Source organism: Pseudoalteromonas sp. BSi20311 (assembly GCF_000239875.1).
Taxonomy (GTDB): Bacteria; Pseudomonadota; Gammaproteobacteria; order Enterobacterales; family Alteromonadaceae; genus Pseudoalteromonas.
In genome coordinates this window covers 23489-49617 of record NZ_BADU01000088.1, presented here as the reverse complement: position 1 = coordinate 49617, position 26129 = coordinate 23489, and the positions used below count along the sequence as shown (strand labels likewise).

Genomic DNA, 26129 nt, shown 5'->3' with positions numbered 1-26129 from the left:
ACCTTTGAGTATAAGGCATAACTACGCAGTAAATTTACCCAAGAAGTTTCAAGGAGAATGTCTATGCTAATACAATTAAACCCTACGGGGGTATTAGATTTATTGTCGCAGCTAGAAGTAGACTTACTCGAGCAATCATCAAACAGCGAACGCTACAGACTATTTAGAAACTGTGTATTGGCCGTGCTTAATGTAGGCAGCCACACCGACGTAAGTAACGATATTTACGATAAACACAAAGATTTTGATATACGTTTGGTTAGCCGTGAACGCGGTATAAAAATTGAATTAGAGAACCCTCCGCAAACGGCCTTTGTTGATGGTCACATAGTAACAGGTATACATGAGCACATATTTTCGGTTATTCGCGATATTTTGTTTATTTGCCAAAAGTATGAAAAGAACCTGCAAGAAACTAAAGCTATTACCCACATGGTTTTTGATATGCTCAGAAATGCCGACGCACTTAAGGTAAATAGCGAACCTAACATGATTGTATGTTGGGGTGGCCACTCTATTAACGAGGTAGAATATAAATACACCAAGCAAGTTGGCTATGAACTAGGTTTGCGTGGCTTAAATATTTGTACCGGTTGTGGCCCAGGTGCAATGAAAGGCCCAATGAAAGGCGCGACCATTGGCCATGCAAAGCAACGTATTACCAATAATCGTTATTTAGGTTTAACTGAGCCCAGTATTATAGCGGCAGAGCCACCCAACCCAATTGTAAATGAGCTGGTGATTTTACCCGACATTGAAAAACGACTTGAGGCATTTGTTCGCACCGCACATGCTATAATTATTTTTCCAGGTGGCGCAGGTACAGCTGAAGAGTTACTGTATTTATTAGGTATTTTATTACACCCTGAAAATGACAAACAGTGTTTACCGGTTATTTTAACAGGCCCTAAACACAGCAAAGCTTACTTTGAAGAACTGTGTAAGTTTATTCAATTGACTTTAGGTGATGCTGCGCTGAGTAAGTTTGAAGTGATAATTGATGACCCTCAATTAGTTAGCCAAAAGCTTAAATCTGCCATGAACGGGGTTCGCGAATATCGTAAAAGCCAAGGCGATGCCTATTACTTTAACTGGACCTTGAAAATAGAAAATGATTTTCAGCAGCCTTTTTACCCTACCCATGAAGCCATGGCATCACTTGATTTACACCTTGAACAACCCAAACAACAGCTCGCCGCTAATTTACGCCGTGCGTTTTCGGGAATTGTTGCAGGTAACGTAAAAGAAGAAGGCTTAAATGCCATTAAAGAGCATGGCCCCTATGTGCTAAGTGGTGAGCCTGATTTAATGAAAGCAATGGACAAGCTTTTACAAGCATTTGTAGAACAAGGTAGAATGAAACTTCCCGGAAGTAAGTATATTCCTTGTTATACAATAAAAGCGTGAGTTTATAATTGAATCCCCATTTACTCCTTATTGATGCGCTTAATTTAATTAGGCGCATTTATGCTGTTGATGCAAACCAAAGCCATCACAGCGAAGAGCACATGTTAAAAGCCTGCTGTGCACGGGTTGCACATGCATGCAAAAAACTTTTAACCACCACCAATGCAACCCATGCAATTGCGGTTTTTGATGGTGAAAAAAGCTGGCGTTACCACTTTTATAAAGACTACAAACATTCCCGTGCCCCCATGCCAGAGACCCTAAAAAGCGCGTTACCACATTTTAAAGCGGCCATTGAAGAAACCGGTATTGTGGTGTTTGAACCGACTAACGATGAAGCCGACGATATTATTGCGACTTTAGCGCATAAAGCCGCGAATAATCAGATAAACAACACCATTGTCTCGACCGATAAAGGCTTTTTACCTCATTTAAATGAGCATATTGAAGTCTACGATTACTTTAAAAAGCAGCACCTGAATGAACAACACATTCAAGAGCGCTTCGCCGTTGAGCAGCATAAACTAATCGACTTTTGGGCACTTGCAGGCGATAAAACCAACGACATTCCTGGTGTTAAAGGCATTGGTGTTAAATCCGCGCAGCAATTAGTTAATAAATATAGCTCTATTGAAGATGCGCTAATTGATGAATCGTTAAATGCGCGGTTACAAAAAAAGCTTAATGAGGATATGGATATGTTTGTTATTTCTAAGCAACTGGTGAGTTTGCGTACAGATATCCATTTAGGCTTTAGTTTAAAGCAGTTAAGGCTTAATTAGTCGCAAGTTAATAGCACTGTACACTAGCAATACGTATACTAGCGATAGTTATTTTGGTCTGGGTAGGCAATGTTTAAAAAGTTTTTTAGGTATTTAATATTAGGATTAGGCTTATATGCACTAGTAGCCACGTCGGTTATTATGTTTTATAAAGACGATCCACAAGCTATGATTTGGCAAGACAGAGAAGCATTTAATAAACGCTATATAGAAAAATTGCGCTTAGAAGATACCTTTACGCTAAATGATGTGCTTGAATATTTAGGTAGCCCAGATTTAACCTATGCTAAACGTGATGGCGAGCAAGTGTGGCAAGTGATTTTTTATCGTACCCAGCACAAAACCTCAGACGGCATCACCACCATGGATGAATGTACTGGGTTGTTATTTAAAAATGGCCAACTATTAATGTGGGGCCCTAGTGCTTATGAAAAATACCTTGAGCATAATGATGGAAAAATTTAATGGAAGCTCCACTGTCGGGTAAATTAAAAAAGCTACTCGAAAGCACGCAACTGCTTTTAAACTCCCATAATAATAAAAGCCAGTGGCATACCTTTTACCCTCTTGTGTGTAAACTATCAGAGCAATACGCAGCGATATACAAACAAAACCCAGCAGCGTTACAAGCTCAGCTTAATCTGTATAAAACACATTATAGCTACGCAACCAATTTAGTCGTTAATCAGTGTGTATTAACCTGTGCTCTGTGTAGCAGTCAAAACTACGACAGTAATTTAACCGAGCTTTACATTAGCGCCTCGTTGGTGGAACACCTTTGTGTTGCCAAGCAATTAAATAAGTTAGCTCAACATCAAACGTTTAACGAAACCGATACAAAAATGTGGCAATTACGCCATAAGCTCGCAGCCAAAGTAATATTAACGGCTAAACAACCCGCGCATCAAATTGCTCATATTTTGGCAAAATTAGGCAAATACAAACACGCATTATTAGATACACCTAAAATTATGCTTTATGACGGTGCCAGTGTGTTGGTTTCTTTAGCTAATATATTAGCACTTAACGTTACTTGTAATGAAAAACAACAACACATAAATTTTTATAAAGCAGTCGCCGATTTATATATAAGAACCCCAAACTCATTTGCACAGGCGTTATTAAAAGCGCTAGTTGCCCACCTAGGGCAATACATACCTGGCAGCCAAGTCGTCTATGCTGACCAAGCCATGGTTTATTTAGCCACTGATAGGCTAGAACGACATATTATTGTTAATAACGCCAATACTAAAATGGCATGGTATCGTATTAAAGCATCACTCACCGATGACTCTAAAGCATGGGAGTGCAATGATAACCGCTTGTTTTTAAAAGTATGGGACAGTGAACATGTTAATATTCCACACAGTGAACACTCTGCACAAACGCCTTTGTACCAATTAGTAAAACAAATAAAAGCTCAAAAAGAATACAGTTTTAAGGCTTTAAATACCTTACTTACCCCCTACCCTGATGTTATAAAGTCAGTATGCATAGCGGTGCAGCACTACAATAAAGAGCGATTACCGGCTAAAGACTTAAGACATAGCTTATCTATGGTGGGTTACGATAAAGCACCGGCTATTATTCAAGGGGTGCTGTTTAAGCAATTAGTAAATAGTATCGCTCATCCTTTACATGCCTTTTTATGCACCCGTATCAGCTGTTTAATTAATATTTTAGCGCTACTAGTAAAACATAATCCTCGCGTACAAAGTGAGCGCATTAGCTTAAGCTTATATGCTTACTTATATTATGTGTTGATACATTACAGCCCAAATATTTCTAGAAAAATTACCATTGACAAAACACCGAATAAATCGCTCGATACACCGTTTAGTGCATTTTTTGGTGTAAACAAAATAGATGCTCCTCATTTAAATAACGAGCTTAACGAATTACTTAGTGGCGATCCGTGGGCATCGGCTTTATTAAATGCTGAGCAACTCCCTAAAAAGCAGCTTAATGATGCCGGTCAATTATGGGCGGCACTAAAGGTAGTGGCACAGCGTATACTTCAACCTAACCTGCCATTAACAGCATGGCAACAGCAAATATTGAATCAACAACTTAGTCGCCATGGTTGGCAAAGTGAAGCCGATTTTAATCAATCGCTGCTGCGCTTAGGGTTACACAATAGTATTTAGCTGACTTATTATCGTTATAACTTAAAGTTATACCCTGTATTGATACTATAAACTGGCAAAATGTCTAATAAATTGGTATAAATGCCGGCTTAAATTTAGCACCCCTGTCATATAAGTAGTCTAAACTCTGTAAGTGTTTATTATTTATGTGTGTATCCAAATCTTTAAAGGAAAAGTTCATGGCCAAACAAACCATAACAGTGATCAAAGGCGACGGCATCGGCCCAAGCATTATCGACTCAGCACTTGAAATACTAAAAGCCGCAGGATGCGATTTTGATTATGAATTTGTTGACGCTGGCCTTGCTGCGCTTGAAAAAACGGGCGAATTGCTTCCACAAGAAACAATTGACACAATTGCTAAAAATAAAATCACCTTAAAAGGGCCATTAACCACGCCAGTAGGCGAAGGTTTTACATCTATCAACGTAACGCTTCGTAAGCAATTTGGTTTGTATGCCAATGTACGTCCGGTTAAATCGTTTGCCGGTACTAAAGCACGTTACGACGATATTGATATCATCACTATTCGTGAAAACACACAAGGTATGTATTCAGGTGCAGGCCAAGTTGTATCTGAAGATGGTACTGAAGCTGAAGCAAAATCAGTGATCACTCGCGAAGGCGCAGAAAAAATTGTAACGTTCGCATACGAACTTGCTGTGCGCGAAGGTCGTAAAAAAGTAACTGCTGTACATAAAGCAAATATTTTAAAATCAACCTCTGGTTTATTCTTAAAAGTGGCGCGTGAAGTAGCTGAGCGTTACCCAGAAATTGAATCAACTGAAATGATTGTTGATGCAACATGTATGAAGCTTGTAATGACCCCTGAAGAGTTTGACGTTATCGTTACAACGAACTTATTTGGCGATATTTTATCTGACTTATGTGCAGGCTTAGTAGGCGGTTTAGGCATGGCACCTGGTGCAAACATTGGTGAAGATGCTGCTATTTTTGAAGCTGTTCATGGTAGCGCACCTGATATTGCTGGTAAAAACCTTGCAAACCCTACGTCAGTGATTTTAGCCTCTATTCAAATGCTAGAGCATTTAAACATGGGCGATACAGCTGAGCGTATTCGTAGCGCAGTGGCTGATGTAATTAAATCAGGCGACCGTACTACCCGCGATTTAGGCGGCAGCCACGGCACTACTGATTTCACACAATCAGTAATTGACCGTCTGTAATTAGGACTGTTAAATTAAAAGCCAGCTAATGCTGGCTTTTTTTATGCCAGAAACACAGCATTTAAATTTTCTCTCTGACCATCCCCAACCCTAAGTGAACACGCAAAACTGCATAATTTCTGCTTATAAAGTGAAAATAACTCATATCAAATAGATTATTAGATTAAAAAACATTTAAAAATGAATTTTTAATCCAAAAATCAGTTTAATGGGTTGACATGTGCGTTCAAAAGCCTTAAAAATAACCACATACAAAAATTGTTATTTAAACAGCATTTTATTTTAAAGAGCAAAACATCATGAATACACAATTTCGCCTTTTAGTCTTACTCGTACTGGTCTTAGTGATAAGCCCAGCGGGGATGTATTAAAAGGTGAAAAATGCTTTTTAAAACCCTCGCACTACGCGGGGGTTTTTTTTTGCATGTAATCAACAGAGGAATGAGGATGAGTAAACAAGAATATAATGGCTCTGAATTGGTTGTTAAGTCATTAAAAGAGCTAAAGGTAAAGTATATATTTGGTTATCCCGGCGGCTCAGTATTAGATTTATACGACGCACTTTTTCAGCAAGACGATATTGAGCACATTTTAGTACGCCATGAACAAGCGGCTACACACATGGCCGATGGCTATGCAAGAGCCACCGGTGAGGTAGGTGTTGTACTTGCTACATCAGGCCCTGGTGCAACAAATTGTGTAACAGGCATAGCAACTGCGTATATGGATTCAATTCCTATGGTGGTGTTATCAGGTCAGGTACCAACAAACCTAATTGGCGATGACGCGTTTCAAGAAACCGATATTGTTGGCTGCTCTCGCCCCATTGTAAAGCATAGCTTTAATTGTAGAAGCGCTAGTGAAATACCTAATATTCTTGCCAAAGCCTTTTATATTGCCAGCACTGGCCGCCCAGGCCCGGTGGTAGTAGAACTTCCTAAAGACATGCTTAACCCAGAACTGACTTTTGCTTACAACTTCCCGCCAGCAACCGAACTTAGAACCTATAACCCTAATACCAAGGGTCACTCTAAACAAATTCGTAAGGCCGTTACTGCGATTTTAGAAGCGAAGAAACTGGTTATCTATTCTGGTGGCGGTATTGTGCTTTCAAACACCTCAGAGCAACTAACTCATTTAGTCGAATCGCTTAACGCCCCTATAACCAACACCCTAATGGGACTGGGCGGTATATCGGGCATACACCCCAACTTTATTGGTATGTTGGGTATGCACGGTACATTAGAAGCCAATAAAGCAATGGCCAATGCCGATGTTATTTTAGCGCTTGGCGCACGATTCGATGATCGGGTTACTAATAACGTTCAAAAATTCTGCCCTAATGCCACTATCGTGCATGTTGATGTTGATCCAACCTCTATTTCTAAAACCATTAAATCACATATTCCTGTTGTTGGCTGTTTGGCAACGGTACTTGAGCAATTACAAACTGCCATAGATAAAAGTCCAATTAAAATTGATCGCAGTGCACAAGAAGATTGGTGGCGACAAGTGATCAGCTGGCGTGAACAAAAATGCCTTAGTTACAATAGCGATGGTGACAAAATAAAACCTCAGGCAGTTATAGAGGCAATATATGAAGCGACCAACGGAGATGCTTATGTCAGCTCTGATGTTGGCCAACACCAAATGTTTGCCGCGCAGTATTACCCATTTAAACACCCTCGACAGTGGATCAATTCCGGTGGTTTAGGCACTATGGGCTTTGGTTTACCTGCAGCAATGGGCGTTAAACTGGCTTTTCCTGAAAAAGAGTCTTTATGTGTAACTGGCGACGGCTCTATACAAATGAACATTCAAGAGCTATCAACCTGTTTACAGTATAACTTAGCAGTAAAGGTGATCTCCTTAAATAACCGCTCACTGGGGATGGTAAGACAATGGCAAGACATGATTTATGGCGGCAGACACTCTTCATCGTATATGGAATCTTTGCCTGATTTTGTAAAGCTTGTTGAAAGCTATGGCCATGTGGGTATCAGAGTAAACACCCTTGATGAGTTACAACCAGCGATAGACAAAGCCATGTCGATCACCGATAGATTGGTATTTTTAGATATTTTAGTAGACGAAAAAGAACATGTTTATCCGATGCAAATTAAGCACGGTGGCATAGATGAGATGTGGTTAAGAAAAGGAGTGAAGGCATAATGCGTCGTATATTATCTATATTATTAGAAAATGAACCCGGTGCGTTATCACGTATAGTGGGACTATTTTCTCAGCGAGCCTACAATATTGATAGCTTAACAGTGGGTACCACAGACGATGAATCACTTTCTCGCATTACGGTAACCACTAAGGGCGATGACAGAATTGTTGAACAAATAACGAAGCAAGTGAACAAACTGGTCGATGTGCTTAAAGTGATTGATTTAACTGACATGAGCCACATAGAGCGTGAACTACTATTAGTAAAAGTATTTGCCAAAGACGAAGCAACTCGTGCGGCAGTAACCCGCGTTGTTGATGTATTTCAAGGGGCTATTTTAGATATGGGTCGCCAGAGTTATAGCCTACAACTGGTAAGCAGCACCGATAAAATAGAGTCGTTCTTAGATACCTTACGCCACGAAACCGACATCATAGAAGTAGTACGCTCAGGCGCGGTCGGCATTGGCCGAGGTGATAAAGCGCTTAAAGCTAAATAAGCTGATCTAAGGTTAAATAGCGTAAATTAAATAACCAAAAATTTACGATAAAAAAAAAGGGCTTAATAGCCCTTTTATTATATTTTATAAACCAAAAATTATAGGTTTACTTGGTCTTTAAGACCTTTACCTGGTTTAAAGCTTGGGATAGTCGCTGCTGAAATTTGGATTTCTGCACCCGTTTGTGGGTTACGACCCGTGCGTGCAGCACGTTCTTTAACTGAAAAAGTACCAAAACCAACTAATGCAACAGAGTTGCCTTCTTTTAATGAAGAAGTTACAGCGCCTGTGAATGCATCAAGTGCACGTGTAGCGGCTGCTTTAGAGATTTCTGCGTCAGTAGAGATTTTTTCAACTAGTTGAGCTTTGTTCATTATTAGATTCCTATTCGTTATTATTTTGCCTTCGCAAATCCTATCTTTATGCATTTTCGAAGAGTTAGCAACAGCAAATTACGTTTTTTATCTAAAATACTAAAAAATTAGTAAAAATAGTAAAATTCACTGTAAATTACAGCGAGTTGAGTTAACAAAAGCTTAATTTAGGCACACTATTAGTGCAGCTTTGCACCTTAATGACTCACTCTACCTTCTCTATTACTAAGATCACTTCCCCAACCTCAACACCAAACTTAACAATAGACGTACGGTTTATCAAGCGGGTATTTGTTACTAGGTACATCCAATCGTCAAAATTAACTTCCAACGTGCTGCCATCGTAAGGGATCTCTACATTATAATTCCAATGAAACACACTGCCGTCACTTTCACCTGTGGCTATTCCTAAAACATCTGAGGCCGTTCCAGTTAAAGTGTTATCGTCGTTTAAGGTTATTTTCCAGATGCGTTTTTGTGTTTCCCCATCATCGTAAACAAAATCTTCTTCAATAATGCCCTTATTGCCGTCCCACGTAGCGCTTAAATCCACAACAAGCTTACGGGTTAATTCACCTTTAAAGTCTTGTACAACGCCATAGGCTTTCAAATCGCCACTAAAGAAGGTCTTAAAATCGAAATTTGGCTCTGAACCTTTGTAATGTTCAACACTTGGGGCTGAACAACTGGCAATAAAAAAGCTAACGGCCAATACCATGGCGACTTTAACGCGTTTTAGATTAATCATATTAAATCCCTAGTAGTTGATTTCTAATTGATGGTTCCGACGTATTTTCACTTAACCAAATAGCTAAAAAATCTTCAGCAAACGTGGCATCATCAATACGGCCTATTGGGTTATCGTTATGAAAAAAAGTACTGTGTCCTTGCTGATCAGTCAGCAAGGTTAACGATTCACCTTTTTTAATATTTGGCCATATCGAGAGTAATTTATCTGCATAGCGAGCTGAAAGTTGAGGTTTGCCTAAATGTTGCCACTGTTCATTAGTCGCTTTTACAATGTCTTTAGCGTCAAAATCGCGCAAGTAAGTTAAGGTAAATTTAACAGGCGTTTGCTTGGCAGTATAAGTACCAGAGGGTGTGTAAAGCGTTGCATCATAAACATCCCAAAACAGATATTCCATGCGGGCTTCGCCCACCTTATTAAATTGGGTGTCAGCGTAAGCAACGGAGTTGATTAAAGCATAGACCATAAGTAAATTTAAAAGCGTTTTCATCGTTACCTCCAAGCAGTATCATTTTATTGCTTAACAAACGCGCCTATTTTACCGTTTATAAATAAAATAAGGGTAAATGTTGCAGCCCATAAAGCACCGTAAAGTGGCCAAAACTGCCACAGTGGCATCCCTAATTCTAGTACATCAAATCGCGAACCAGCCCAATAACTGCCTGGCGCGAATAACAAACACACACAAAATGCTTGCCACGGTTTAAGCTTAGTTAGAAACGACATTGAGGTGTTAATACACAGCACTAATGCGATCCATAAAAACACCAGCCATAATGGAAACGGATCAACTTTAAACTCAAATAGCCCTAACTGAACCGCAATAAACTCACACAATAGAGCCAATGGCAGGGCTTTAAAAACCAGTAAAGCATCTTGTTTTTTTTGTGCTGATAAGTAAAACATCAACGCTATGACTACAGCAGAAAAAACTAATGAGTCCTGTTCAAGTAGCAGGCACATAAACCACACTACCTGAAACAGCAAAAAGTTAATAAGCGAGTGCAATCTCATCATTACTACTCGTAAAGCGGGGTTTACGTGCCATTAAATGCACAGTACTGGTGGCTCGAGTTCTGAATGCCCCCTCACAATAGGCAAGGTAAAATAGCCATAAGCGATAGAAACGATCATCAAACTTATCGCTATCAAGCTCTGGCCAGCTGGCAATAAAACGCTCACGCCAATCGGCAAGAGTGCGGGCATAGTGAGCACCAATATCATTGATGGTGTGGATATTCATATCGGTGTTATTTTTAATTTGTTCACTCATTTCATTAAGCGAAGGCAAACACCCACCAGGGAAAATATACTGTTGTATAAAGTCTGAATTTTTTAAGTAATGTTGATAACGCTGATCGCTAATCGTAATTGCTTGAATAAGCATGGCACCGTCATCTTTTAATAACTCACCACACTTGGTAAAGAAGCTAGGTAAGTAGTCATGACCTACTGCCTCAATCATCTCTATTGAGACCAGCTTATCGTATTTTCCAGTCAATAGACGGTAGTCTTGTTTGAGTAAAGTGATTTTGCTTTCGAGTCCAAGCTGTTTAACTTTGTTAGCAACATAGTCGTGTTGTTCATCAGAAATAGTGGTCGTGGTTACATGACAGTCATAATGAGTTGCGGCATAAATGGCAAATGCCCCCCACCCTGTACCAATTTCAATAACTGTGTCACCTTGCTGTAATTCAACTTGTTCACAAATACGTTGAAGTTTGTATTGCTGCGCTTGTTCAAGAGTGGCGTCTTTGCTTGGGTAGACCGCGCTCGAATATAGCATTTCTTTACTTAAGAAAGACTCATATAAGTCGTTGCCTAAGTCATAGTGAGCAACAATATTCTTTTTTGAACCTGCATGAGAGTTTTTGTTTTTTATATGGTTTATACGGTGGGCGATATTGCTAAAGAACGCAAATTTCTTTTCAAACGCATCTAACTGATCTTGGTTAATCGCAAAAATTTCGATTAAGCGAGTTAAATTGTCACATTGCCATTGCCCTAAAATGTATGACTCACCTGCACCCACACTACCTGAAAGTGCGAACGCTTTATACATGGCGTTATCGTTTACAGTTACCGTTACTTTAAGCTCTGAAGACGCATCTCCAAATACAGACTGCTGGTTATTCTCAACCAGTACTATTTGGCCCGTTTCAATTGACGAGAACGCTTTAAACACTAACTTTTTATACAAGTTAGTAAACCAACTAGTGCGTTCCTGAACGCGTAAGCTCGATACCTTTTCCATATACTTACCTATATTATTGTTATTACTTGTTAAACAACATAAATTAAAATTTTAAAGTTTGCCTGAATGACCTAAAAATGGGACTTTTTTAACAAACAATTTAAATGCCTGATAGTAAATACCTCTGAAAATAGACCAAGTCATCGCAGGAAAACGCTTTAACAGCTTGCTCATTTGAACATTGCACAATGGTTGACGCTGTAACCTTAATGAAGCATCAAAAAGCAGTTCTTCATCGCGCTTATTTTCTATACGAATCAGTATATTGTCTTTCTTTTGACGTACTGTCCAATGATAGTTCATATCTAAATTCATAAAAGGTGATACGGAAAATACTTTCTTAAAGTTCACTTTTTTTTGTAGGGGAACCAAGTAGTAATGTCGCTCATTCCATGGAGTATTACTCACCTCAGCCACCATGTAGCTAAATTCATTATCTTGATGACCAAAAAAATAAAAGTTTACAGGGCTGAAATAAATGCCCAAACAGCGTAATTGCCCTAGCAGGTATACATGGCTAAATTTTTCATCTACGCCCAGCTGGGCTAGCTGCGCATGGGCACGCTCTATAATGGGCTGATGTTGACTATCGAGTAACCCCTTTAAATAATCAGATTGCTCAAACTTTAATGCTTTAAATCCTGAAGTACCGAGCTGTTTGTGGACGCCATTGAGCGCGTGAGTATTATTTAAATCAACCCACATCATATAAAGTGGGTAATTAAACGCATGGTGTTTTACAGCAAAACGGCGATGCTTTACATCGCCTAAATACACTGCATTAGTCAAACTCTACTCCAAGTTGTTTTGAAACATCAACGGCACTACGTACGCCATCTTCATGAAAGCCGTTATACCAATAGGCACCACAAAAATAGGTATTGTTTTGACCATCAACCGTACTCTTCAGTTGCTGAGCAGCAATTGATTGTTGATTAAACACGGGGTGGTGATAGGTAAATTCACGTAAAATCTTACTTTGGTTGATCCCTTCTAAGTGATTTAAAGTGACACAAAATTGGGTATCAGAGTCTATCCCTTGCAGTATGTTCATTTGATACGTAACCACAGCGGCTTTGTCGGTATTATTATTTAGTAAATAATTCCAACTCGCCCACGCAGCTTTCCTATCTGGTAATAATGATACATCTGTATGTAACACCACCGAATTCTCTGTGTATGGGATAGCACCCAACACTTTGCTTTCTTGCTCGCAGGCATCACCAAGTAACGCTAACGCTTGATCTGAATGACACGCGAAAATAACTTTATCAAACACAGCTTGCTCACCATCAGCAAAAGTAATTGTTGCACCCTGCTCATCTCTGGTTACCGATTTTATGTGAGTGTTTAGTTGTATTTTATCAGCAAAGCCGGCGATCAGAGGTTTGATGTATTCACGAGAACCACCCGGAATAACATACCATTGTGGACGATTAGTAATATCTAATAAACCGTGATTAAAAAAGAATTTTACAAAAAATTCCACGCCCACGTTTTCCATCTCTTTAATACTAGTAGACCAAATAGCTGCACCCATTGGCAAAATGTAGTGGTATTTAAAGAAGTCATTAAAGCGATGCTGTTTTAGCAACTCACCGAGTGATTGCTCAGTGTATTGGCCTTTTTCATACAAAGCCTTACACAGTTTGTTAAAACGCACGATATCGTATAACAAACGCCAAAACTTAGGTCTAACTATGTTTCTACGCTGAGCAAACAAACTTGTAAATGTATGCCCATTGTACTCAAAGCCCGTAGCTTCGTTGTGAACGCTAAAGCTCATTTGTGTTGGTTTACGTTTTACACCGATGCGCTCAAGCAGCTTTTCAAAGTAAGGATATGTTCTATCGTTAAATACAATAAAACCGGTATCAACCGCATAGTTGATACCACTGTGATTTACATCTACCGTGGCAGTGTGGCCACCAATATAATCATTCTTTTCAAATAGAGTGACATCATAATGCTTGTGCAATAGGTGTCCGCAGGTTAAACCTGATACGCCAGTCCCAATTATTGCTATTTTTTTCAACGGGTTAATCCTTTTGCAATTTTAAGCCAAAGCGAAAGTGGCAATATTCGCAATGCTTTTAATATAAGTGTGAAACGATACGGAAAATGAACTTCTTTACGACGCTTTTTAACGCCTTTTATAATGTAATCAGCCGCTTTTTCAGCGCTAACAGCCATAGGCATAGGAAAATCATTTTTATCAGTAAGCGGGGTTTTTACAAAACCAGGATGAACTAGTGTGACATCAACATCATTTAAATCCACTGCCAAGGTTTTAGCTAAATAACTCACGCCCGCCTTTGATGCGCCATAAGCTTCTGACCGAGGTAAAGGTAAGTAAGTAACACTCGAACTAACCATCACTAACTGGCCGCCTGATGTTATTTTAGGTAGTAGTGCTTCTAAGCAATAACCCATAGAGAGTAAGTTAACATTGATAACACGTTCAAAAAGAGCACTATCAAAATTACGAGCATCATCAACATACTCGCAATTACCAGCGTTAAGAATAACACGGTCAAATTGTGGGTAACCTAGGGTCGCAGCTTTAATATCTTGCAAGTTAGTTGCATCAAATTGGCAGGTTTCTATGTTGTTATGTTTTGCAAGTTCAGCGAGCTTTTGCGTATTTCGTCCACACGCAATGACTGTGTCGCCCTCCTCAGCATACTTTATTGCAAGTTGTTCACCTATACCTGATGTTGCACCTGTAATAAGCGTAATCATAATTAACCAGCCCTTTTATCAATAAAATTAATAATGTTGCCCAGTAATGGAATATGCTTATACAAAAGCTCTCCAGCGTTAAAGTAATCTCGGTGATTAATAATTTTTTCACCTTCGAAAACGAGTTTACTGTGCCCTTGCACTGAAATTGTATTACCTGCATTAAGTTTTGGGTGAGAATAATGCATTGTCCAGTATACAAATGCATTATTATCGTTGGTAAATGAATCGGTTATGTCAAATCGACAATGCTTAACATTACTATATAAACCACAAAAATAACGTCTTAAATCTTCAAGGCCATTAATCTCATGCAGCGGATCTATAAAGTGAATGTTTTGAGCGTAAATTTCAGTTAATAAGTCTAGGTTATCTTTATCAAGCTTTTGGTATATTTCTACAAATTTATCGACTGATAATTGGTTATCCATATCACACCTTAAATGCAGCTAAAGCCCTCGCTCGTGCCGCTTTATGATCAACAATTGCCGGCCAGTAACAGTGTTCATTTTGCCCCGTTGCTGCTAAGTAAGTATGTGGGAAATGAATGTGTTTATCTGGCACTTTTTCTAATTCAGGCAGATATTTACGAATAAAATCACCACTTGGATCAAAGCGTTCACTTTGGGTGATAGGATTGAATACTCTAAAGTAAGGTTGAGCGTCACATCCGGTACTTGCAGCCCATTGCCAGCCGCCATTGTTTGAGGCTAAATCGCCATCAATAAGATGCTGCATAAAAAACTGCTCGCCTTTACGCCAATCAATCAGTAGATGTTTAGTTAAAAAACTTGCAACTACCATTCTCAAACGATTATGCATCCAGCCTGTTTGCAAAAGCTGTTGCATAGCGGCATCAACAAGCGGATAACCCGTGCGACCTTCGCACCATTGCTTAAAATCAGCGTCACTGTCACGCCAACGCACACTATCGTACTTTTCGTTAAAGTTAGCACCGCGTGATAATTTAGGAAATTCGGCAATTAAATGTTTATAGAATTCACGCCAAATGAGTTCGTTAACCCAGGTAAATGTTTTACTTTTAGAAGTAGTGAGTATATCGGGATAATGTTGTTGTATATTAACCATTAATTGCTTACTACTAACAACCCCGAGGGCTAAGTAGGGGCTTAAACCCGAGGTCCCTTTTACGCTTGGTATGTCACGTACATCATCATAACTTGCTAATTTATCGTGAATAAAATTATCAACTACGGTTGATAAGGTCTCATCGTCGACAGGCCATTTTTTTGAGCTTTCATCACCACAGAGTGACTCACATGGTTCGATTTCTATCGGCTCTTCAGATAACGGCCACTGCAATAAACTAAAATGTGTATCTTGATACTGCTTTAACCACGCGCGTTTGAACGGTGTAAATACTTTATACATTTCATTATTTTGAGTACGCACACTGCCTACGGGAGCAATTATTTCACCCTCGTATAAAGTAAACGTTATTTGCTGTTGATCGCACTGTTCTCGAATCGCTTTGTCCCTATTAAACTCATTAAGCTCGTACTCAGTATTGGCTATAATATGTTTAATCTCATGCTGCTGACAAAAATCGAGAAGTTTAGTTTGGCAATCGGCAAAAAGAGGAGCGTTTATTACATGTAAATTAACACCGTATTTGGCAAGTTTTTCGCGAATATAACTCACTCTGCGTTTTAATAAGTCAATTTGAATGGCTGCGGTATTATGCTCTGCCCATTGTTTTTCGCACACAAAAAAAATGGCGTGTTTAGCACCATTATTTAACGCTTCAATAAGCGCTTCGTTAGAAAAAAGGCGCAAATCGCGCCTAAACCAAAATAGTGTTTTCATTACAAACCGTAACGTAACTTAAGTTCATTAGGATAAGGGTTAAAGTAAATTTGCTTGCTTAAATACTCATTTGGATGAACCTTTAAATGGTGTTTAAGCAAAGTCAGTGGTACATAAAGCGGCACTAAACCCTGGCGATATTCTTCAATCGCTTCACGCATTTCTTCTTTTTCGATTTTTGATAAATCTTTCTTGAAGTATCCTTGTAAATGCATTAGCGTATTTGAATTATTTTTTCTTGAAGCAGGTCGTTTAAGCGCTGTCATTAAACCCAGAATGTACTCATCGGCGAGTGCATTTACGTCATCACCTACAAACGTACCAAGTAAGTGGCCTAAATCACGGTAAGCCTGATAGTTATGAGCCATTAACAAGTATTTGTATTGAGCATGAAACTGAGTAAGGCGATGAACTGTAACAGGCTCTTTAACGAGTTGCTGCCAGTTATGCAACGTAAAAACACGCATTACAAAGTTCTCGCGTAAATGAACATCATTTAAGCGACCATTTTCTTCACAAGGTAATAAAGGATTATGCTTCATAATCTGTTCAGCAAAAAAACCAATTCCCTCAGACGTGTTACCCGTTCCTGCCTCATTGTATATTTTGACGCGTTCCATTCCACAGCTTGGACTCTTTGCACAAAAAACGAACCCGCTAAGATGGCCTGCTTGTTCTGTGGCTATTTTTTTACCATATTCTGTCAGTTGAGGGCCAACATCACCGGTTCCATCTGGTCGACACACTTTAATAGTATCAGCAGTTCTTACTTGACGAATTGTCGGGCGAGGTATGGGTAAACCTACAGCAACCTCAGGACAATACATTTTATATTCAACATGCTTGGCCAGCTCTTCCATACAAAAATTGGATTTTTTATGACCACTGTCAAATCTAACCTTTTCGCCTGCTAAGCAGGCACTAATGCCTATTTTTATTGTATCTGTTTGCATATATTCTCTTAATAGATCAAGCCACCAATTGGGTTAAGTAACTTGCTAAGTCCTTTATTGAAATGTAGCGCACTGCTAACAACAGTAAAGCACAAACATCCCTCTTTTGTTAGGGGAGTGTGTTGGTGACGGCCATCTTGCCAAATAAAATCACCAGGCACATAGCTACCCTCTTCGTCTGTAAATTCACCATCAAGAAGTAGGGTAACCTCAAATCCAGTATGCGTATGCTCTGGAATTTCTCCACCAGCATCTATATGTAACAAACTTGAACGTAAATGACCATCATCAAGCGCTATACGAGAACGCGCAAGCTTACCCACTTGAGTAAATTTGCCATGCGAAATCCGTGTAAGAGCCCTCGGTAAGCTGTAGTTATGTTCGTTGACGCTAATACTAACCGGTTCAACAGAATATACTTCATCAATCGAGTCATCGGCAGTGATCATATCAAGTAAACTTGATTCAATTATATCGTCTGTTTGTTCAACAGTTGTCACATCCATATTGTCACTAAAAACTGCATGCGCATTACTTGCCTCAAGTTTTTCAACTTTTGCTTGGCACACAGGGCACATATCAACATGTATTGATACTGCAAGGCTAAGTGATGCTGGAAGTGTTGCTGCACAGTATTGTGTCAGTAGTGTTTCACTCGGGTGATGTTTAATCATGCTGATCTCCCATTTCATTACGTAATTTCTGCAAGGCTAAACGTAATCGTGATTTTACCGTGCCTACTGGAATGTTTAATTGTTGAGCAAGCTGCTCTTGCGACATATCTTGAAAATAAACACCGCGTACCACTTCTCTTTGCGCTTGTGGCAATTTATCTAGGTAACGCTTTATTTGTTGATCTTCAAGGTGGTCACTATACTCGTGGTTTGTATCTTCAGATTCGTTCAATAACGGCCAGATATCTTCGCTTATGTTTTCTTCTTTGTTACTTTTCATTTTACGAAGCATATCAAAAGAAGCATTACGCATTACTGTGTAAACCCATGTAGTAGCCGCACCCTTGTCGCTATTATACAGGTGGGCTTTACGCCACACTGACGTAAGTGTTTCTTGCACTAATTCCATTGCTTGGGCTTCAACACCAAACTGCTTTATGCCAAAGCGTTTGATTTTTGGTGCGAAATACTCAAACAAGTACGCGAATGATTTTTTATCGCGAGATTGAGCAACATTAACTAATGCTTCCCTGAGTTCCGTACTTGGCGTTTCTGGCATGGCAGCGTACTTACCTGTGTTAGGTTCACAACGTAGTGATTGTTGTTGACTTACCATAGTAAAATGTCCCGTTATTGCTTTAGTAGATACCATTACGAGCAAAGATTATAAGCGGATCATAATTATTTTAGGCAAATTCGTTATTAATCACAGTATGGAGGAAACTGAGCAAGTTATCAAAGTTAGTCTCAAATGCAAGTTGTTGTTTTTTCTCTATAGAAATGGGGAGTAATTCAAGCCATCGTGCAACAATCCACGTGAGCTGATTAAACTTGGTAGTTTTGTACAGCGATTGCAAATCGGGGTTATTTGCAAAGACTTCTTCCAGTGCCACTTGTAAAAGGTGGTGCTGACCAATTTCGTGGTTATCTTTGTTATACCAATACGGTGTGTTGCAAGCGGATACATCACCGTGGCGAAGTTCCTGCTCATCTTGATACACGTTATCTATTTGTACACTTTTCGATGCAAAAACATCAATCAATAGCATACCGCTTTCGTCTTGATCAAAGTCAATCACATCCATTAAGCAACCTTGGGCACTTATGTTCAAAGGGGTGTCATGCTCAAACGTACATAAAACAAAACCGCTACTGGTTTTTAATGCGTTTTTTACCATCGTTAAATAACGAGGCTCAAATATGCGTAATCGCGTATAGCCTTCAGGTAGTATAAATATAGGTAATGGGAAAATCGCACGTTTCATAAAGTCTACTTCTTTCAAACACTCTGCCTTTATTTACGTGCGCTTTATTCAAGTCGATCAGCTTTAGTTACATCGATTGCTTTACAGGGTAAATGCATCTACTAATTTAACCTCGTTCCCACATTTTTTATCATGTAAACCAAGTAATAAACACTTAGTATACTTGCCACAGGCGCCAACATAATGGCTAATAGTTCGAACTCACTGTTCATTACTTTATTCCCTTTTTTTACTGCTTTGGTTGTGCTTTTACTACACGTTGTTTTTCATCCATGTTGTTATTATTAACTACAGGATTAGTTTCAAGTAAGCCATCAAGGATGAGCTGCGCATCAAAAGAAACGGCTTCCTTAACGGACTTTTCAAGCTCATTGCTTGCTTGTGATACATAAGTAGACACTGTTTTAGTTAGCATATCTGTAATATTTAAATCGACTTCTGTCGCGTTAACCTGAGTTGAGCCTAATACAAGTAAGCTAGCGATTGTCATGTTGATTGAAGTTTTCATAATGATATTCCTTGTTTGTTTATTGGTTAGTACACTTAGTTACTATCAAGGGCTATGCCATAAAGAAAAAAATAGTTAAGTTATTGTTTTTAAATTAAATAAAATAATAAAAATGAAAAGCTTAAAATCTAAATTAGTAAATTTGACCAACAATTTAAAAAATAAAACCAAATAATAGTGTGTTTGTTAATGCTCAGTAAATTAAGGGAAGTTATTTCTCAATTGAAAATTCTAGCGTACACGTGTACACTGAAAACAATCTAGTTAAGTGGTAGGATCTGTTATGTCTGTTGAAGCCCCCTATTCTAAAAAAGAAGAGCTGTTAAATGTTATTAGTCATGCTTTAGGTATTGTATTTGCTGCTTTTGTTTTTTGGGATTTAGTTAAACAAACTAACAGTGTTAAAAGTTATGCAAGTACTTTGATATATGGCAGTAGCTTATTTATTTTATTTTTATCTTCAACGCTTTATCACGCCAGTGTGCGCCCTAGGTTGAGAGCGTTTTACAAAAAATGTGATCATTGCGCCATCTATTTATTGATTGCAGGCACCTACACGCCCTTTTTGTTGCTGTCGTTATCTGGGCTCTGGTCTTGGGCTACCTTAGCCTTTATTTGGACAGTAGCGTTTGCAGGCATCGCTTATAAGCTATTGGTTAAAAATGGCAATAAGAAAGTATCACTGGCTACTTATTTATTAATGGGATGGTTTGCATTAGCCATTGTGTATCCGCTTTATTTAAACGTGCCTATCAATGCACTTTATTGGCTATTAGCTGGCGGCTTATTTTATAGTGTAGGTACTATTTTTTATAGTGCTAAAAGTACTCAATATAGCCATGCTATTTGGCACCTCTTTGTTATTGGTGGATGTGTTAGCCATTATATTGCCATTACCCGCTATGTGTATTAAGCAACAATACACATAGTCTTTTTAAATATCCCCTCATTACCTGCGTTTTTAACTAATACCCTGCAAATGTACTTATTAATGACAAAGTATAACAAAATCTATCTCATGATCTAAAACCTGTTTGCTATACTGTTTCTAGGAACTGAAAACGCCATTGATTTAAATGGACGCGGCTCATACCAACTCGCTTAATTAAGTATTATTGCGGGTTGGTATCAAACAACGCTAGGTGTTATTAATATTGTCATTATCTAAAACACGCCCACAAATATTAAGCTTGTTTATCTATGCAAGACTGGTGTTGATCACTTTTTTAATGTCAACGCTTGCCGCTGTGTATTCAATTTACTTACTTGATCAATACATTTATCAGCAGAAGCAAATCTCTATTAGAGAGGTTTCAGGTAGTTACGTAAACCACATTAGAAATAACCTAAATCAAGCGCTTTCTGCCGCCTACCCAATTGCGGCCTTAATTCGTACTCAAAATGGTAAAACAGAAGGCTTTGAAGAGCTTGCATCTGAAATGTTAGCGCTCTACCCTGGCCTTGCAGCTTTACAGCTTCACAAAAACGGTATCCTTACACACGTAGTGCCACTCAAAGGCAATGAAAGCGCCATAGGAAATAATGTATTAGAAAATCCACTGCGAACTCAAGAGGCCTTTTTGGCCAAAAAAACCGGGAAATTAACCCTTGCAGGGCCGTTTGAGTTATTTCAAGGAGGAATGGGGGCTGCTGCTAGGTTACCTGTCTATCTTGACACTCAAGACGGTAATAAGTTTTGGGGGTTTGCTACTGCGCTTATACGCTTTCCTGATATTCTCCAAAGCGTTAACTTAGCACAACTGCCACAGGCAGGTATTGGCTATGAGCTTTCAAAAGTCATGCCCGATACAAATGATGTGCAAATTATTGTTACCTCAAAAAAACAAAAAATAAAAAATACTGTCGACTTTAATATACAAGTACCAAATGGGGTTTGGGTATTTAAAACTTATCCTATCAATGGCTGGAAAGATAGTAGCATGCTGTTATTTGGTGTTGCCATTGCAACCCTGTTCATCTTTTTAACCACAGTCACTGCTTATTTAGTGACTCGCTTAAGAGCCAGTCACCTAAAACTAGAAAAAAAAGTAACGCAACGTACTCATGCACTACAAAATAATATTAAAGCACTTACCGATACCGAAAGACGGCTTCTTCTGAGTCAAAAAGTAGGTGGGATTGCGACTTGGGAATGGGATATAAAAACCAATATAATCCGTTTTTCTGAACATGGTATTAGATTAATAAACGGCAATGTTAAACAACTAGAAATGACTAAAAATGAATACCTGGCCATTATTTACCCTGATGATCGTGCCGATATCATAAAAAATATAGAACAGTGCATTGACGATGCAAAGGAATATAATGTTGATCATCGTATTGTTAATAAACGTGGCAAAATTCGTTGGTTTAATACCAAAGGAACACTCGTAAGAGATAATCAAGGTAGTGCAGTCACTATGTTGGGTGTATCAATCGATATTACTGAGAGAAAGTTAATTGAAGAAAAGCTGCACTTATCCTCACGCGTATTTAGAGATACCCATGAAGGCATTATCATTACCGATGTAAATCGTCATATTGTTGATGTTAACCCTGCTTTTTGTCGGATAACTGGTTATAGCCATGAAGAGGTCATTGGTCGCACCCCTGCATTTTTAAACTCAGGTAAACAATCAGACTCTTTCTATAAGGATATGTGGCTACAATTAAATAAGTTTGGCCATTGGCAAGGGGAGATTTGGAATTGCAAAAAAAATGGCGAATTATATGCAGAGCTACTCACTATTTCTGTGTTAACAGATGATAACGACGTTACCTTTTATTTAGGGATATTTACCGATATAACCCAAGCTAAACGCCAACAAGAGCAACTTAGCCGGATTGCTCATTATGATTTATTAACTAACTTGCCAAACCGTGTGCTGCTTGCCGATAGGCTTAGCCAAACTATGTTGCAATGCCGTCGTCATAACAATTCATTGGCTGTGGTGTTTCTAGATTTAGATGGATTTAAACAAGTAAATGACTCACATGGCCATGATATTGGCGATAAGTTACTTGTTGCAATTTCTATCCGTTTAAAAGATGCACTGCGTGAAGGTGATAGCTTAGCCCGTATTGGTGGCGATGAATTTGTTGGCGTATTAACTAATCTAGAATCAATTGCCGATTGTGTTCCTGTGCTCGAGCGGCTATTAGCTGCAGCAGCTAAACCGGTGACAGTGAATGACATTGTCTTAAATGTTTCTGCAAGTATTGGGGTGACCGTATACCCTGAAGATAATTTTGATGCCGATCAACTAATGCGCCATGCAGATCAAGCCATGTATATAGCTAAACAAATGGGCAAAAACCGCTATCACTTATTTGATACTAGCCAAGGTGATACCGTTAAGACACAGCAAAAAGGCATAACGCTTATTCGTGAGGCCTTAGCTAACAATTGGTTTGTACTTTATTATCAACCTAAGGTTGATATGCGAACCGGCGATATGATTGGCGTAGAGGCGTTAATACGCTTGCAACATCCCGAGCGTGGCTTACTAAGCCCTATCGAGTTTTTACCAGCCATTGAAAACAATCAACTAATGATAGACGTTGGCGAGTGGGTTATTGATACCGCCTTGACTCAAATTAATCAATGGCAATCATTAACGCCAAGTTTAACTATAAAAGTGAGTGTTAATGTTGCTGCAGTACAATTACAACAACCTGAATTTACTTCAAAGTTAACTGAATTACTATTGGCGCACCCACAAGTGAATGCAACCAATTTAGAGCTAGAAGTGCTAGAAACCAGTGCACTGAGCGATGTGACCCATGTATCTAAAACTATGCAAGATTGTAAAGCGTTAGGGGTTGATTTTTCGTTGGATGATTTTGGTACCGGTTACTCCTCACTCACATACTTAAGACGTTTACCTGCAAGCTTAATAAAGATAGATCAAAGCTTCATTAGAGATATGCTGGAAGATTCTGACGACTTAGCAATAGTAAAAGGCGTTATTGCACTGGCTAAATCATTTAAACGCAAGGTAATTGCTGAGGGGGTAGAAACGCCTGAGCATGCAGCAACTCTTATGCTTCTTGGCTGTCATTTAGCACAAGGTTATGGCATTGCCAAACCCATGAAAGCTGAGGATATTCCTATTTGGTTAAACGAATGGACTGCTGATGAAATTTGGGCTTTAACTGACTTACATAAAATGGATAATTAGTTTATTGCCAGCGGTGTTTTGCCATATTAATTCGTTGATTGTTAAAAGTAACGCCCTCAGAAAGTAGCTTTTCTCGTTGCGTTTGATACTGCGCACTGCCCTGTACAAACGCTATTTTACCTTGGCTGTTAACCACTCTATGCCAAGGGATCGTCGAATCTTTTGCCATCTCTTTTAATAAACGACCTACCAACCTAGCATTATTAGGATACCCCGCAAGCGCCGCTACTTGGCCATAACTGACAACACAGCCTTTAGGTATACTGGCTATAATAGTGTAAATAACCGTTTCTTTATTAACGTCCATTCTTGTTTAAGTACTCCTGGCTGAGTAATTCAAATTGTTGCCAAATTTTGCGCGCAACAGGCCCATGGTGCATAGCATGTTGACGAAAAGCTCTAATTTGTGCGCTAAATTGATGCTCTCTGTCGGTTACAATGATTTGCTGTAATGAGCCAGCGGCAATTTCTTTTTTACAATGGCCTAAACTCATCATTGCCCAACCCGCTCCTGAAAGTAAAAACGACTTTAAGGTAGATATGTCATCTATTTTCATTACCGCAGCCCCTTTCGAATAAGAAAGCCTGTCACTGTCGATACTCAAGCCACTTTCAAACATCGCCAAACACGGATAAAGCTGTAATTCATCATAGCTAAGCTGCTTAGGTAAAACCCCTTTAGCACCCACGATACCAATATCTAATTTACCTATAGGTAAACTTTCCAAATCACCCGTAGCATGAAATAAATCAAACCATGGCCCAATTCCAAGCTCGGCTTGACCGGTATTCACTTGTTCTAAAGACACAAACCGCTTACCACTGGTTAAACGAAATTCGGTACTCGAAAAATGCTTAAAAGTATTACTTATGATCTCGTTATAACTTTGCATATGACAAATTTGCTCGTAGCAGACTCTATATTGCGCTTCATTGCCTAATGCCAGCTCTGTTGCGAGCTGAGTAAGCTGATCGTTAGCGGTTAACAAATGTTTAGCCTCTCGGTGAAAAATACGCCCTTTTTCGGTGAGTTGTAAACGGTATTTAGAACGATCCAGAAGGTCAAAGCCTAACTTAGACTCTAAGTTTTTAATCGCCAATGTTAACGCCGGTTGCGTTTTATGTAGCTTTAATGCCGCTCCACTCAAACTCGCGCTTTGTACAATAGCATCTAATATTTGTAATTGATTAAGTTTCATTGGCCACACAACACATCATAAGTAAAACTTATTGAGTTTCTAAAATTTAATGAATTTTATTTTATATGTTTGCAGCGTATGCTGCACTGACTTATTTAGCCTTTTTTTATCATGGAGATATCATGCCACTGTTTCGCTTATGTTTACTATCTGCGACATTACTAAGTTTAATAGGTTGCTCGGAGCCCGAAAAAGTAGTTAAAGAAGCGCCTATTCGCCCCGTTAAATTATTTAGTATTGGCCATGATTCGCAAACAAACATTCGGAGCTTTCCTGCAGAGGTGGTTGCAAACCAAGGCTCTTATCTTGCTTTTAGGGTCAATGGTGAACTGATTGAGTTTCCTGTTCTAGCTGGTGAACAAGTTGAAAAAGGGCAACTATTGGCTAAATTAGACCCTGAAGATTTTCAATTGCAATATAACGAGCGTAAAGCACGATATGAGCTAGCTAAGTCGCAGCTGAAACGAATAAAGCAGCTGTTTGAAAAAAATATCACCAGTCAATCAGAGCTTGACCAAGCAGTTGCTAATGAGCAAGTCGCCGAATCAGCCTTTAAAATTGCAGAAACAAACTTAGAATATAGCGAACTACGTGCACCGTTTGCAGGCATTGTGGCTAAAGTGTTTGTAAAAAACTTTGAGAGTATTCAGGCTAAACAGAATGTTCTGCGTTTAGAAACCCGCGACTTTATGGATGTAGAAATACAGGTTCCGGAAAAAATTGTGGCGCGTATTCAAAAAGATACCCAATATCAACCTATGGTTGAATTTGATGGCTATCACGACAAGCAATATAAACTGACACTAAAAGAATGGGATACTCAAGCTGATCCTGCAACACTCACCTACAAAGTCGTATTTTCATTACCGGTACCAAAAGATTTTAATTTGCTTGCGGGTATGTCGGGGCAAGTAGTCATAGATTTAAGCAAAGTAACCCGCTCACAAACGCCTTACACCATTTTACCCATTGAGTCGGTATTTTCAGATCCTAACAAAAGCCTTAGCGATAACGCCTATGTATGGGTTTTTAATCAACAAACCAGCACAGTGCATAAACAAGCCGTGAACGTGGGGCAATTACACCACGACACCATTGAAGTACTCAGTGGCGTAAAAGAAGGCCAACAAATTGTGTCTGCTGGTGTTCACTCTTTACAAGAAGGCATGTCTGTTCGCCCTTGGAATAAAGAGCGAGGCTTATAAT

General features: G+C 39.1%; 27 protein-coding genes. 10 read left to right on the top strand and 17 right to left on the bottom strand.

Annotation, left to right across the window (positions count from 1 at the left end):
* The first annotated feature begins 63 nt into the window (after positions 1-63).
* From ppnN to ilvN, 7 genes are all read left to right on the top strand, one after another.
* Complete coding sequence (gene ppnN / locus P20311_RS10605) at positions 64-1407, top strand: nucleotide 5'-monophosphate nucleosidase PpnN (protein ID WP_008112574.1); 1344 nt, start codon at positions 64-66, stop codon at positions 1405-1407.
* A gap of 8 nt (positions 1408-1415) precedes the next feature.
* The gene (gene xni, locus P20311_RS10600; protein ID WP_008112573.1) at positions 1416-2189 is read left to right on the top strand and encodes a flap endonuclease Xni; all 774 of its coding nucleotides are present in this window, start codon (positions 1416-1418) and stop codon (positions 2187-2189) included.
* A 69-nt stretch (positions 2190-2258) separates the two neighbouring features.
* Positions 2259-2654 (top strand): DUF3192 domain-containing protein, encoded by a 396-nt coding sequence (locus P20311_RS10595; protein ID WP_008112571.1) that lies wholly within the window; start codon positions 2259-2261, stop codon positions 2652-2654.
* Positions 2654-4336, top strand: coding sequence for a hypothetical protein (locus tag P20311_RS10590; RefSeq protein ID WP_008112569.1), 1683 nt, complete (start codon positions 2654-2656; stop codon positions 4334-4336). The genes P20311_RS10595 and P20311_RS10590 overlap by 1 nt, the downstream gene beginning before the upstream one ends.
* Before the next feature lie 179 nt (positions 4337-4515).
* The gene (locus tag P20311_RS10585; protein WP_008112567.1) at positions 4516-5523 is read left to right on the top strand and encodes an isocitrate dehydrogenase; all 1008 of its coding nucleotides are present in this window, start codon (positions 4516-4518) and stop codon (positions 5521-5523) included.
* Positions 5524-5970: 447 nt separating this feature from the next.
* Positions 5971-7695, top strand: a complete 1725-nt coding sequence (locus P20311_RS10580) for an acetolactate synthase 3 large subunit (protein WP_008112564.1) — start codon at positions 5971-5973, stop codon at positions 7693-7695.
* Positions 7695-8195 carry an acetolactate synthase small subunit gene (gene ilvN, locus P20311_RS10575; protein WP_008112561.1) on the top strand — a complete coding sequence of 167 codons (501 nt, stop codon included), beginning with the start codon at positions 7695-7697 and terminating at the stop codon, positions 8193-8195. Before P20311_RS10580 ends, ilvN begins: the two co-directional genes overlap by 1 nt.
* Before the next feature lie 98 nt (positions 8196-8293).
* Here ilvN and P20311_RS10570 read toward each other — a convergent pair whose 3' ends face one another.
* The 15 genes from P20311_RS10570 to P20311_RS10500 all read right to left on the bottom strand — a co-directional run bounded on the left by P20311_RS10570 (position 8294) and on the right by P20311_RS10500 (position 19540).
* On the bottom strand, positions 8294-8569 hold the full coding sequence (locus P20311_RS10570) for an HU family DNA-binding protein (protein WP_008112559.1): 276 nt from the start codon (positions 8567-8569) through the stop codon (positions 8294-8296).
* A 205-nt stretch (positions 8570-8774) separates the two neighbouring features.
* Complete coding sequence (locus P20311_RS10565) at positions 8775-9317, bottom strand: DUF3833 domain-containing protein (RefSeq protein ID WP_008112557.1); 543 nt, start codon at positions 9315-9317, stop codon at positions 8775-8777.
* 1 nt (position 9318) lies between these two features.
* Positions 9319-9807, bottom strand: a complete 489-nt coding sequence (locus P20311_RS10560; protein WP_008112555.1) for a chalcone isomerase family protein — start codon at positions 9805-9807, stop codon at positions 9319-9321.
* 23 nt (positions 9808-9830) lie between these two features.
* Positions 9831-10331, bottom strand: a complete 501-nt coding sequence (locus P20311_RS10555; protein ID WP_036933577.1) for a DUF2878 domain-containing protein — start codon at positions 10329-10331, stop codon at positions 9831-9833.
* Entirely contained in the window at positions 10309-11571 is a 1263-nt protein-coding gene (locus P20311_RS10550) for a cyclopropane-fatty-acyl-phospholipid synthase family protein (RefSeq protein WP_008112553.1), read from the bottom strand. Before P20311_RS10550 ends, P20311_RS10555 begins: the two co-directional genes overlap by 23 nt.
* A gap of 51 nt (positions 11572-11622) precedes the next feature.
* Positions 11623-12360, bottom strand: a complete 738-nt coding sequence (locus tag P20311_RS10545; protein WP_008112552.1) for a DUF1365 domain-containing protein — start codon at positions 12358-12360, stop codon at positions 11623-11625.
* A complete protein-coding gene (locus P20311_RS10540) occupies positions 12353-13606 on the bottom strand; it encodes an NAD(P)/FAD-dependent oxidoreductase (protein ID WP_008112551.1) in 1254 nt (417 codons plus the stop codon). The genes P20311_RS10545 and P20311_RS10540 overlap by 8 nt, the downstream gene beginning before the upstream one ends.
* Entirely contained in the window at positions 13603-14313 is a 711-nt protein-coding gene (locus P20311_RS10535) for an SDR family NAD(P)-dependent oxidoreductase (protein ID WP_008112550.1), read from the bottom strand. The genes P20311_RS10540 and P20311_RS10535 overlap by 4 nt, the downstream gene beginning before the upstream one ends.
* A 2-nt stretch (positions 14314-14315) precedes the next feature.
* Positions 14316-14744, bottom strand: coding sequence for a nuclear transport factor 2 family protein (locus P20311_RS10530; protein WP_008112549.1), 429 nt, complete (start codon positions 14742-14744; stop codon positions 14316-14318).
* Between the two features lies 1 nt (position 14745).
* Positions 14746-16140 (bottom strand): deoxyribodipyrimidine photo-lyase, encoded by a 1395-nt coding sequence (gene phrB / locus P20311_RS10525; RefSeq protein WP_008112547.1) that lies wholly within the window; start codon positions 16138-16140, stop codon positions 14746-14748.
* Positions 16140-17093 (bottom strand): DUF523 and DUF1722 domain-containing protein, encoded by a 954-nt coding sequence (locus tag P20311_RS10520; protein ID WP_008112545.1) that lies wholly within the window; start codon positions 17091-17093, stop codon positions 16140-16142. Before P20311_RS10520 ends, phrB begins: the two co-directional genes overlap by 1 nt.
* 8 nt (positions 17094-17101) lie before the next feature.
* Positions 17102-17767, bottom strand: a complete 666-nt coding sequence (locus P20311_RS10515; protein ID WP_008112543.1) for a ChrR family anti-sigma-E factor — start codon at positions 17765-17767, stop codon at positions 17102-17104.
* Positions 17760-18383 (bottom strand): sigma-70 family RNA polymerase sigma factor, encoded by a 624-nt coding sequence (locus tag P20311_RS10510; protein ID WP_008112542.1) that lies wholly within the window; start codon positions 18381-18383, stop codon positions 17760-17762. Before P20311_RS10510 ends, P20311_RS10515 begins: the two co-directional genes overlap by 8 nt.
* A gap of 70 nt (positions 18384-18453) precedes the next feature.
* Positions 18454-19032: an LON peptidase substrate-binding domain-containing protein gene (locus P20311_RS10505; protein WP_036933580.1), complete on the bottom strand. Its 579-nt coding sequence runs from the start codon at positions 19030-19032 to the stop codon at positions 18454-18456.
* Between the two features lie 229 nt (positions 19033-19261).
* A complete protein-coding gene (locus P20311_RS10500; RefSeq protein ID WP_008112538.1) occupies positions 19262-19540 on the bottom strand; it encodes a hypothetical protein in 279 nt (92 codons plus the stop codon).
* Between the two features lie 283 nt (positions 19541-19823).
* Here P20311_RS10500 and P20311_RS10495 point away from each other — a divergent pair, with 283 nt between their 5' ends.
* The gene (locus P20311_RS10495; RefSeq protein ID WP_008112536.1) at positions 19824-20453 is read left to right on the top strand and encodes a hemolysin III family protein; all 630 of its coding nucleotides are present in this window, start codon (positions 19824-19826) and stop codon (positions 20451-20453) included.
* A gap of 241 nt (positions 20454-20694) precedes the next feature.
* The gene (locus P20311_RS10490) at positions 20695-23724 is read left to right on the top strand and encodes an EAL domain-containing protein (protein ID WP_008112534.1); all 3030 of its coding nucleotides are present in this window, start codon (positions 20695-20697) and stop codon (positions 23722-23724) included.
* Position 23725: 1 nt separating this feature from the next.
* On the opposite strand, the gene P20311_RS10485 is transcribed toward P20311_RS10490, so the two are convergent.
* Both P20311_RS10485 and P20311_RS10480 read right to left on the bottom strand, forming a co-directional pair.
* Positions 23726-24031 carry an MGMT family protein gene (locus tag P20311_RS10485; RefSeq protein WP_008112532.1) on the bottom strand — a complete coding sequence of 102 codons (306 nt, stop codon included), beginning with the start codon at positions 24029-24031 and terminating at the stop codon, positions 23726-23728.
* Positions 24021-24923 carry a LysR family transcriptional regulator gene (locus P20311_RS10480; RefSeq protein ID WP_008112530.1) on the bottom strand — a complete coding sequence of 301 codons (903 nt, stop codon included), beginning with the start codon at positions 24921-24923 and terminating at the stop codon, positions 24021-24023. Before P20311_RS10480 ends, P20311_RS10485 begins: the two co-directional genes overlap by 11 nt.
* Positions 24924-25045: 122 nt before the next feature.
* Between P20311_RS10480 and P20311_RS10475 the strand changes: the two genes are divergently transcribed.
* Positions 25046-26128, top strand: coding sequence for an efflux RND transporter periplasmic adaptor subunit (locus tag P20311_RS10475; RefSeq protein WP_036933566.1), 1083 nt, complete (start codon positions 25046-25048; stop codon positions 26126-26128).
* Position 26129: the final 1 nt, after the last annotated feature.

Bases quoted from the DNA above. Each gene is read 5' to 3' on its own strand.
- ppnN (WP_008112574.1), top strand. From the start codon at position 64: ATGCTAATACAATTAAACCCTACGGGGGTATTAGATTTATTGTCGCAG.
- P20311_RS10595 (WP_008112571.1), top strand. From the start codon at position 2,259: ATGTTTAAAAAGTTTTTTAGGTATTTAATATTAGGATTAGGCTTATAT.
- P20311_RS10590 (WP_008112569.1), top strand. From the start codon at position 2,654: ATGGAAGCTCCACTGTCGGGTAAATTAAAAAAGCTACTCGAAAGCACG.
- P20311_RS10585 (WP_008112567.1), top strand. From the start codon at position 4,516: ATGGCCAAACAAACCATAACAGTGATCAAAGGCGACGGCATCGGCCCA.
- P20311_RS10580 (WP_008112564.1), top strand. From the start codon at position 5,971: ATGAGTAAACAAGAATATAATGGCTCTGAATTGGTTGTTAAGTCATTA.
- ilvN (WP_008112561.1), top strand. From the start codon at position 7,695: ATGCGTCGTATATTATCTATATTATTAGAAAATGAACCCGGTGCGTTA.
- P20311_RS10570 (WP_008112559.1), bottom strand. From the start codon at position 8,569: ATGAACAAAGCTCAACTAGTTGAAAAAATCTCTACTGACGCAGAAATC.
- P20311_RS10565 (WP_008112557.1), bottom strand. From the start codon at position 9,317: ATGATTAATCTAAAACGCGTTAAAGTCGCCATGGTATTGGCCGTTAGC.
- P20311_RS10560 (WP_008112555.1), bottom strand. From the start codon at position 9,807: ATGAAAACGCTTTTAAATTTACTTATGGTCTATGCTTTAATCAACTCC.
- P20311_RS10555 (WP_036933577.1), bottom strand. From the start codon at position 10,331: ATGAGATTGCACTCGCTTATTAACTTTTTGCTGTTTCAGGTAGTGTGG.
- P20311_RS10550 (WP_008112553.1), bottom strand. From the start codon at position 11,571: ATGGAAAAGGTATCGAGCTTACGCGTTCAGGAACGCACTAGTTGGTTT.
- P20311_RS10535 (WP_008112550.1), bottom strand. From the start codon at position 14,313: ATGATTACGCTTATTACAGGTGCAACATCAGGTATAGGTGAACAACTT.
- P20311_RS10530 (WP_008112549.1), bottom strand. From the start codon at position 14,744: ATGGATAACCAATTATCAGTCGATAAATTTGTAGAAATATACCAAAAG.
- phrB (WP_008112547.1), bottom strand. From the start codon at position 16,140: ATGAAAACACTATTTTGGTTTAGGCGCGATTTGCGCCTTTTTTCTAAC.
- P20311_RS10520 (WP_008112545.1), bottom strand. From the start codon at position 17,093: ATGCAAACAGATACAATAAAAATAGGCATTAGTGCCTGCTTAGCAGGC.
- P20311_RS10515 (WP_008112543.1), bottom strand. From the start codon at position 17,767: ATGATTAAACATCACCCGAGTGAAACACTACTGACACAATACTGTGCA.
- P20311_RS10510 (WP_008112542.1), bottom strand. From the start codon at position 18,383: ATGGTAAGTCAACAACAATCACTACGTTGTGAACCTAACACAGGTAAG.
- P20311_RS10505 (WP_036933580.1), bottom strand. From the start codon at position 19,032: ATGAAACGTGCGATTTTCCCATTACCTATATTTATACTACCTGAAGGC.
- P20311_RS10500 (WP_008112538.1), bottom strand. From the start codon at position 19,540: ATGAAAACTTCAATCAACATGACAATCGCTAGCTTACTTGTATTAGGC.
- P20311_RS10495 (WP_008112536.1), top strand. From the start codon at position 19,824: ATGTCTGTTGAAGCCCCCTATTCTAAAAAAGAAGAGCTGTTAAATGTT.
- P20311_RS10485 (WP_008112532.1), bottom strand. From the start codon at position 24,031: ATGGACGTTAATAAAGAAACGGTTATTTACACTATTATAGCCAGTATA.
- P20311_RS10480 (WP_008112530.1), bottom strand. From the start codon at position 24,923: ATGAAACTTAATCAATTACAAATATTAGATGCTATTGTACAAAGCGCG.
- P20311_RS10475 (WP_036933566.1), top strand. From the start codon at position 25,046: ATGCCACTGTTTCGCTTATGTTTACTATCTGCGACATTACTAAGTTTA.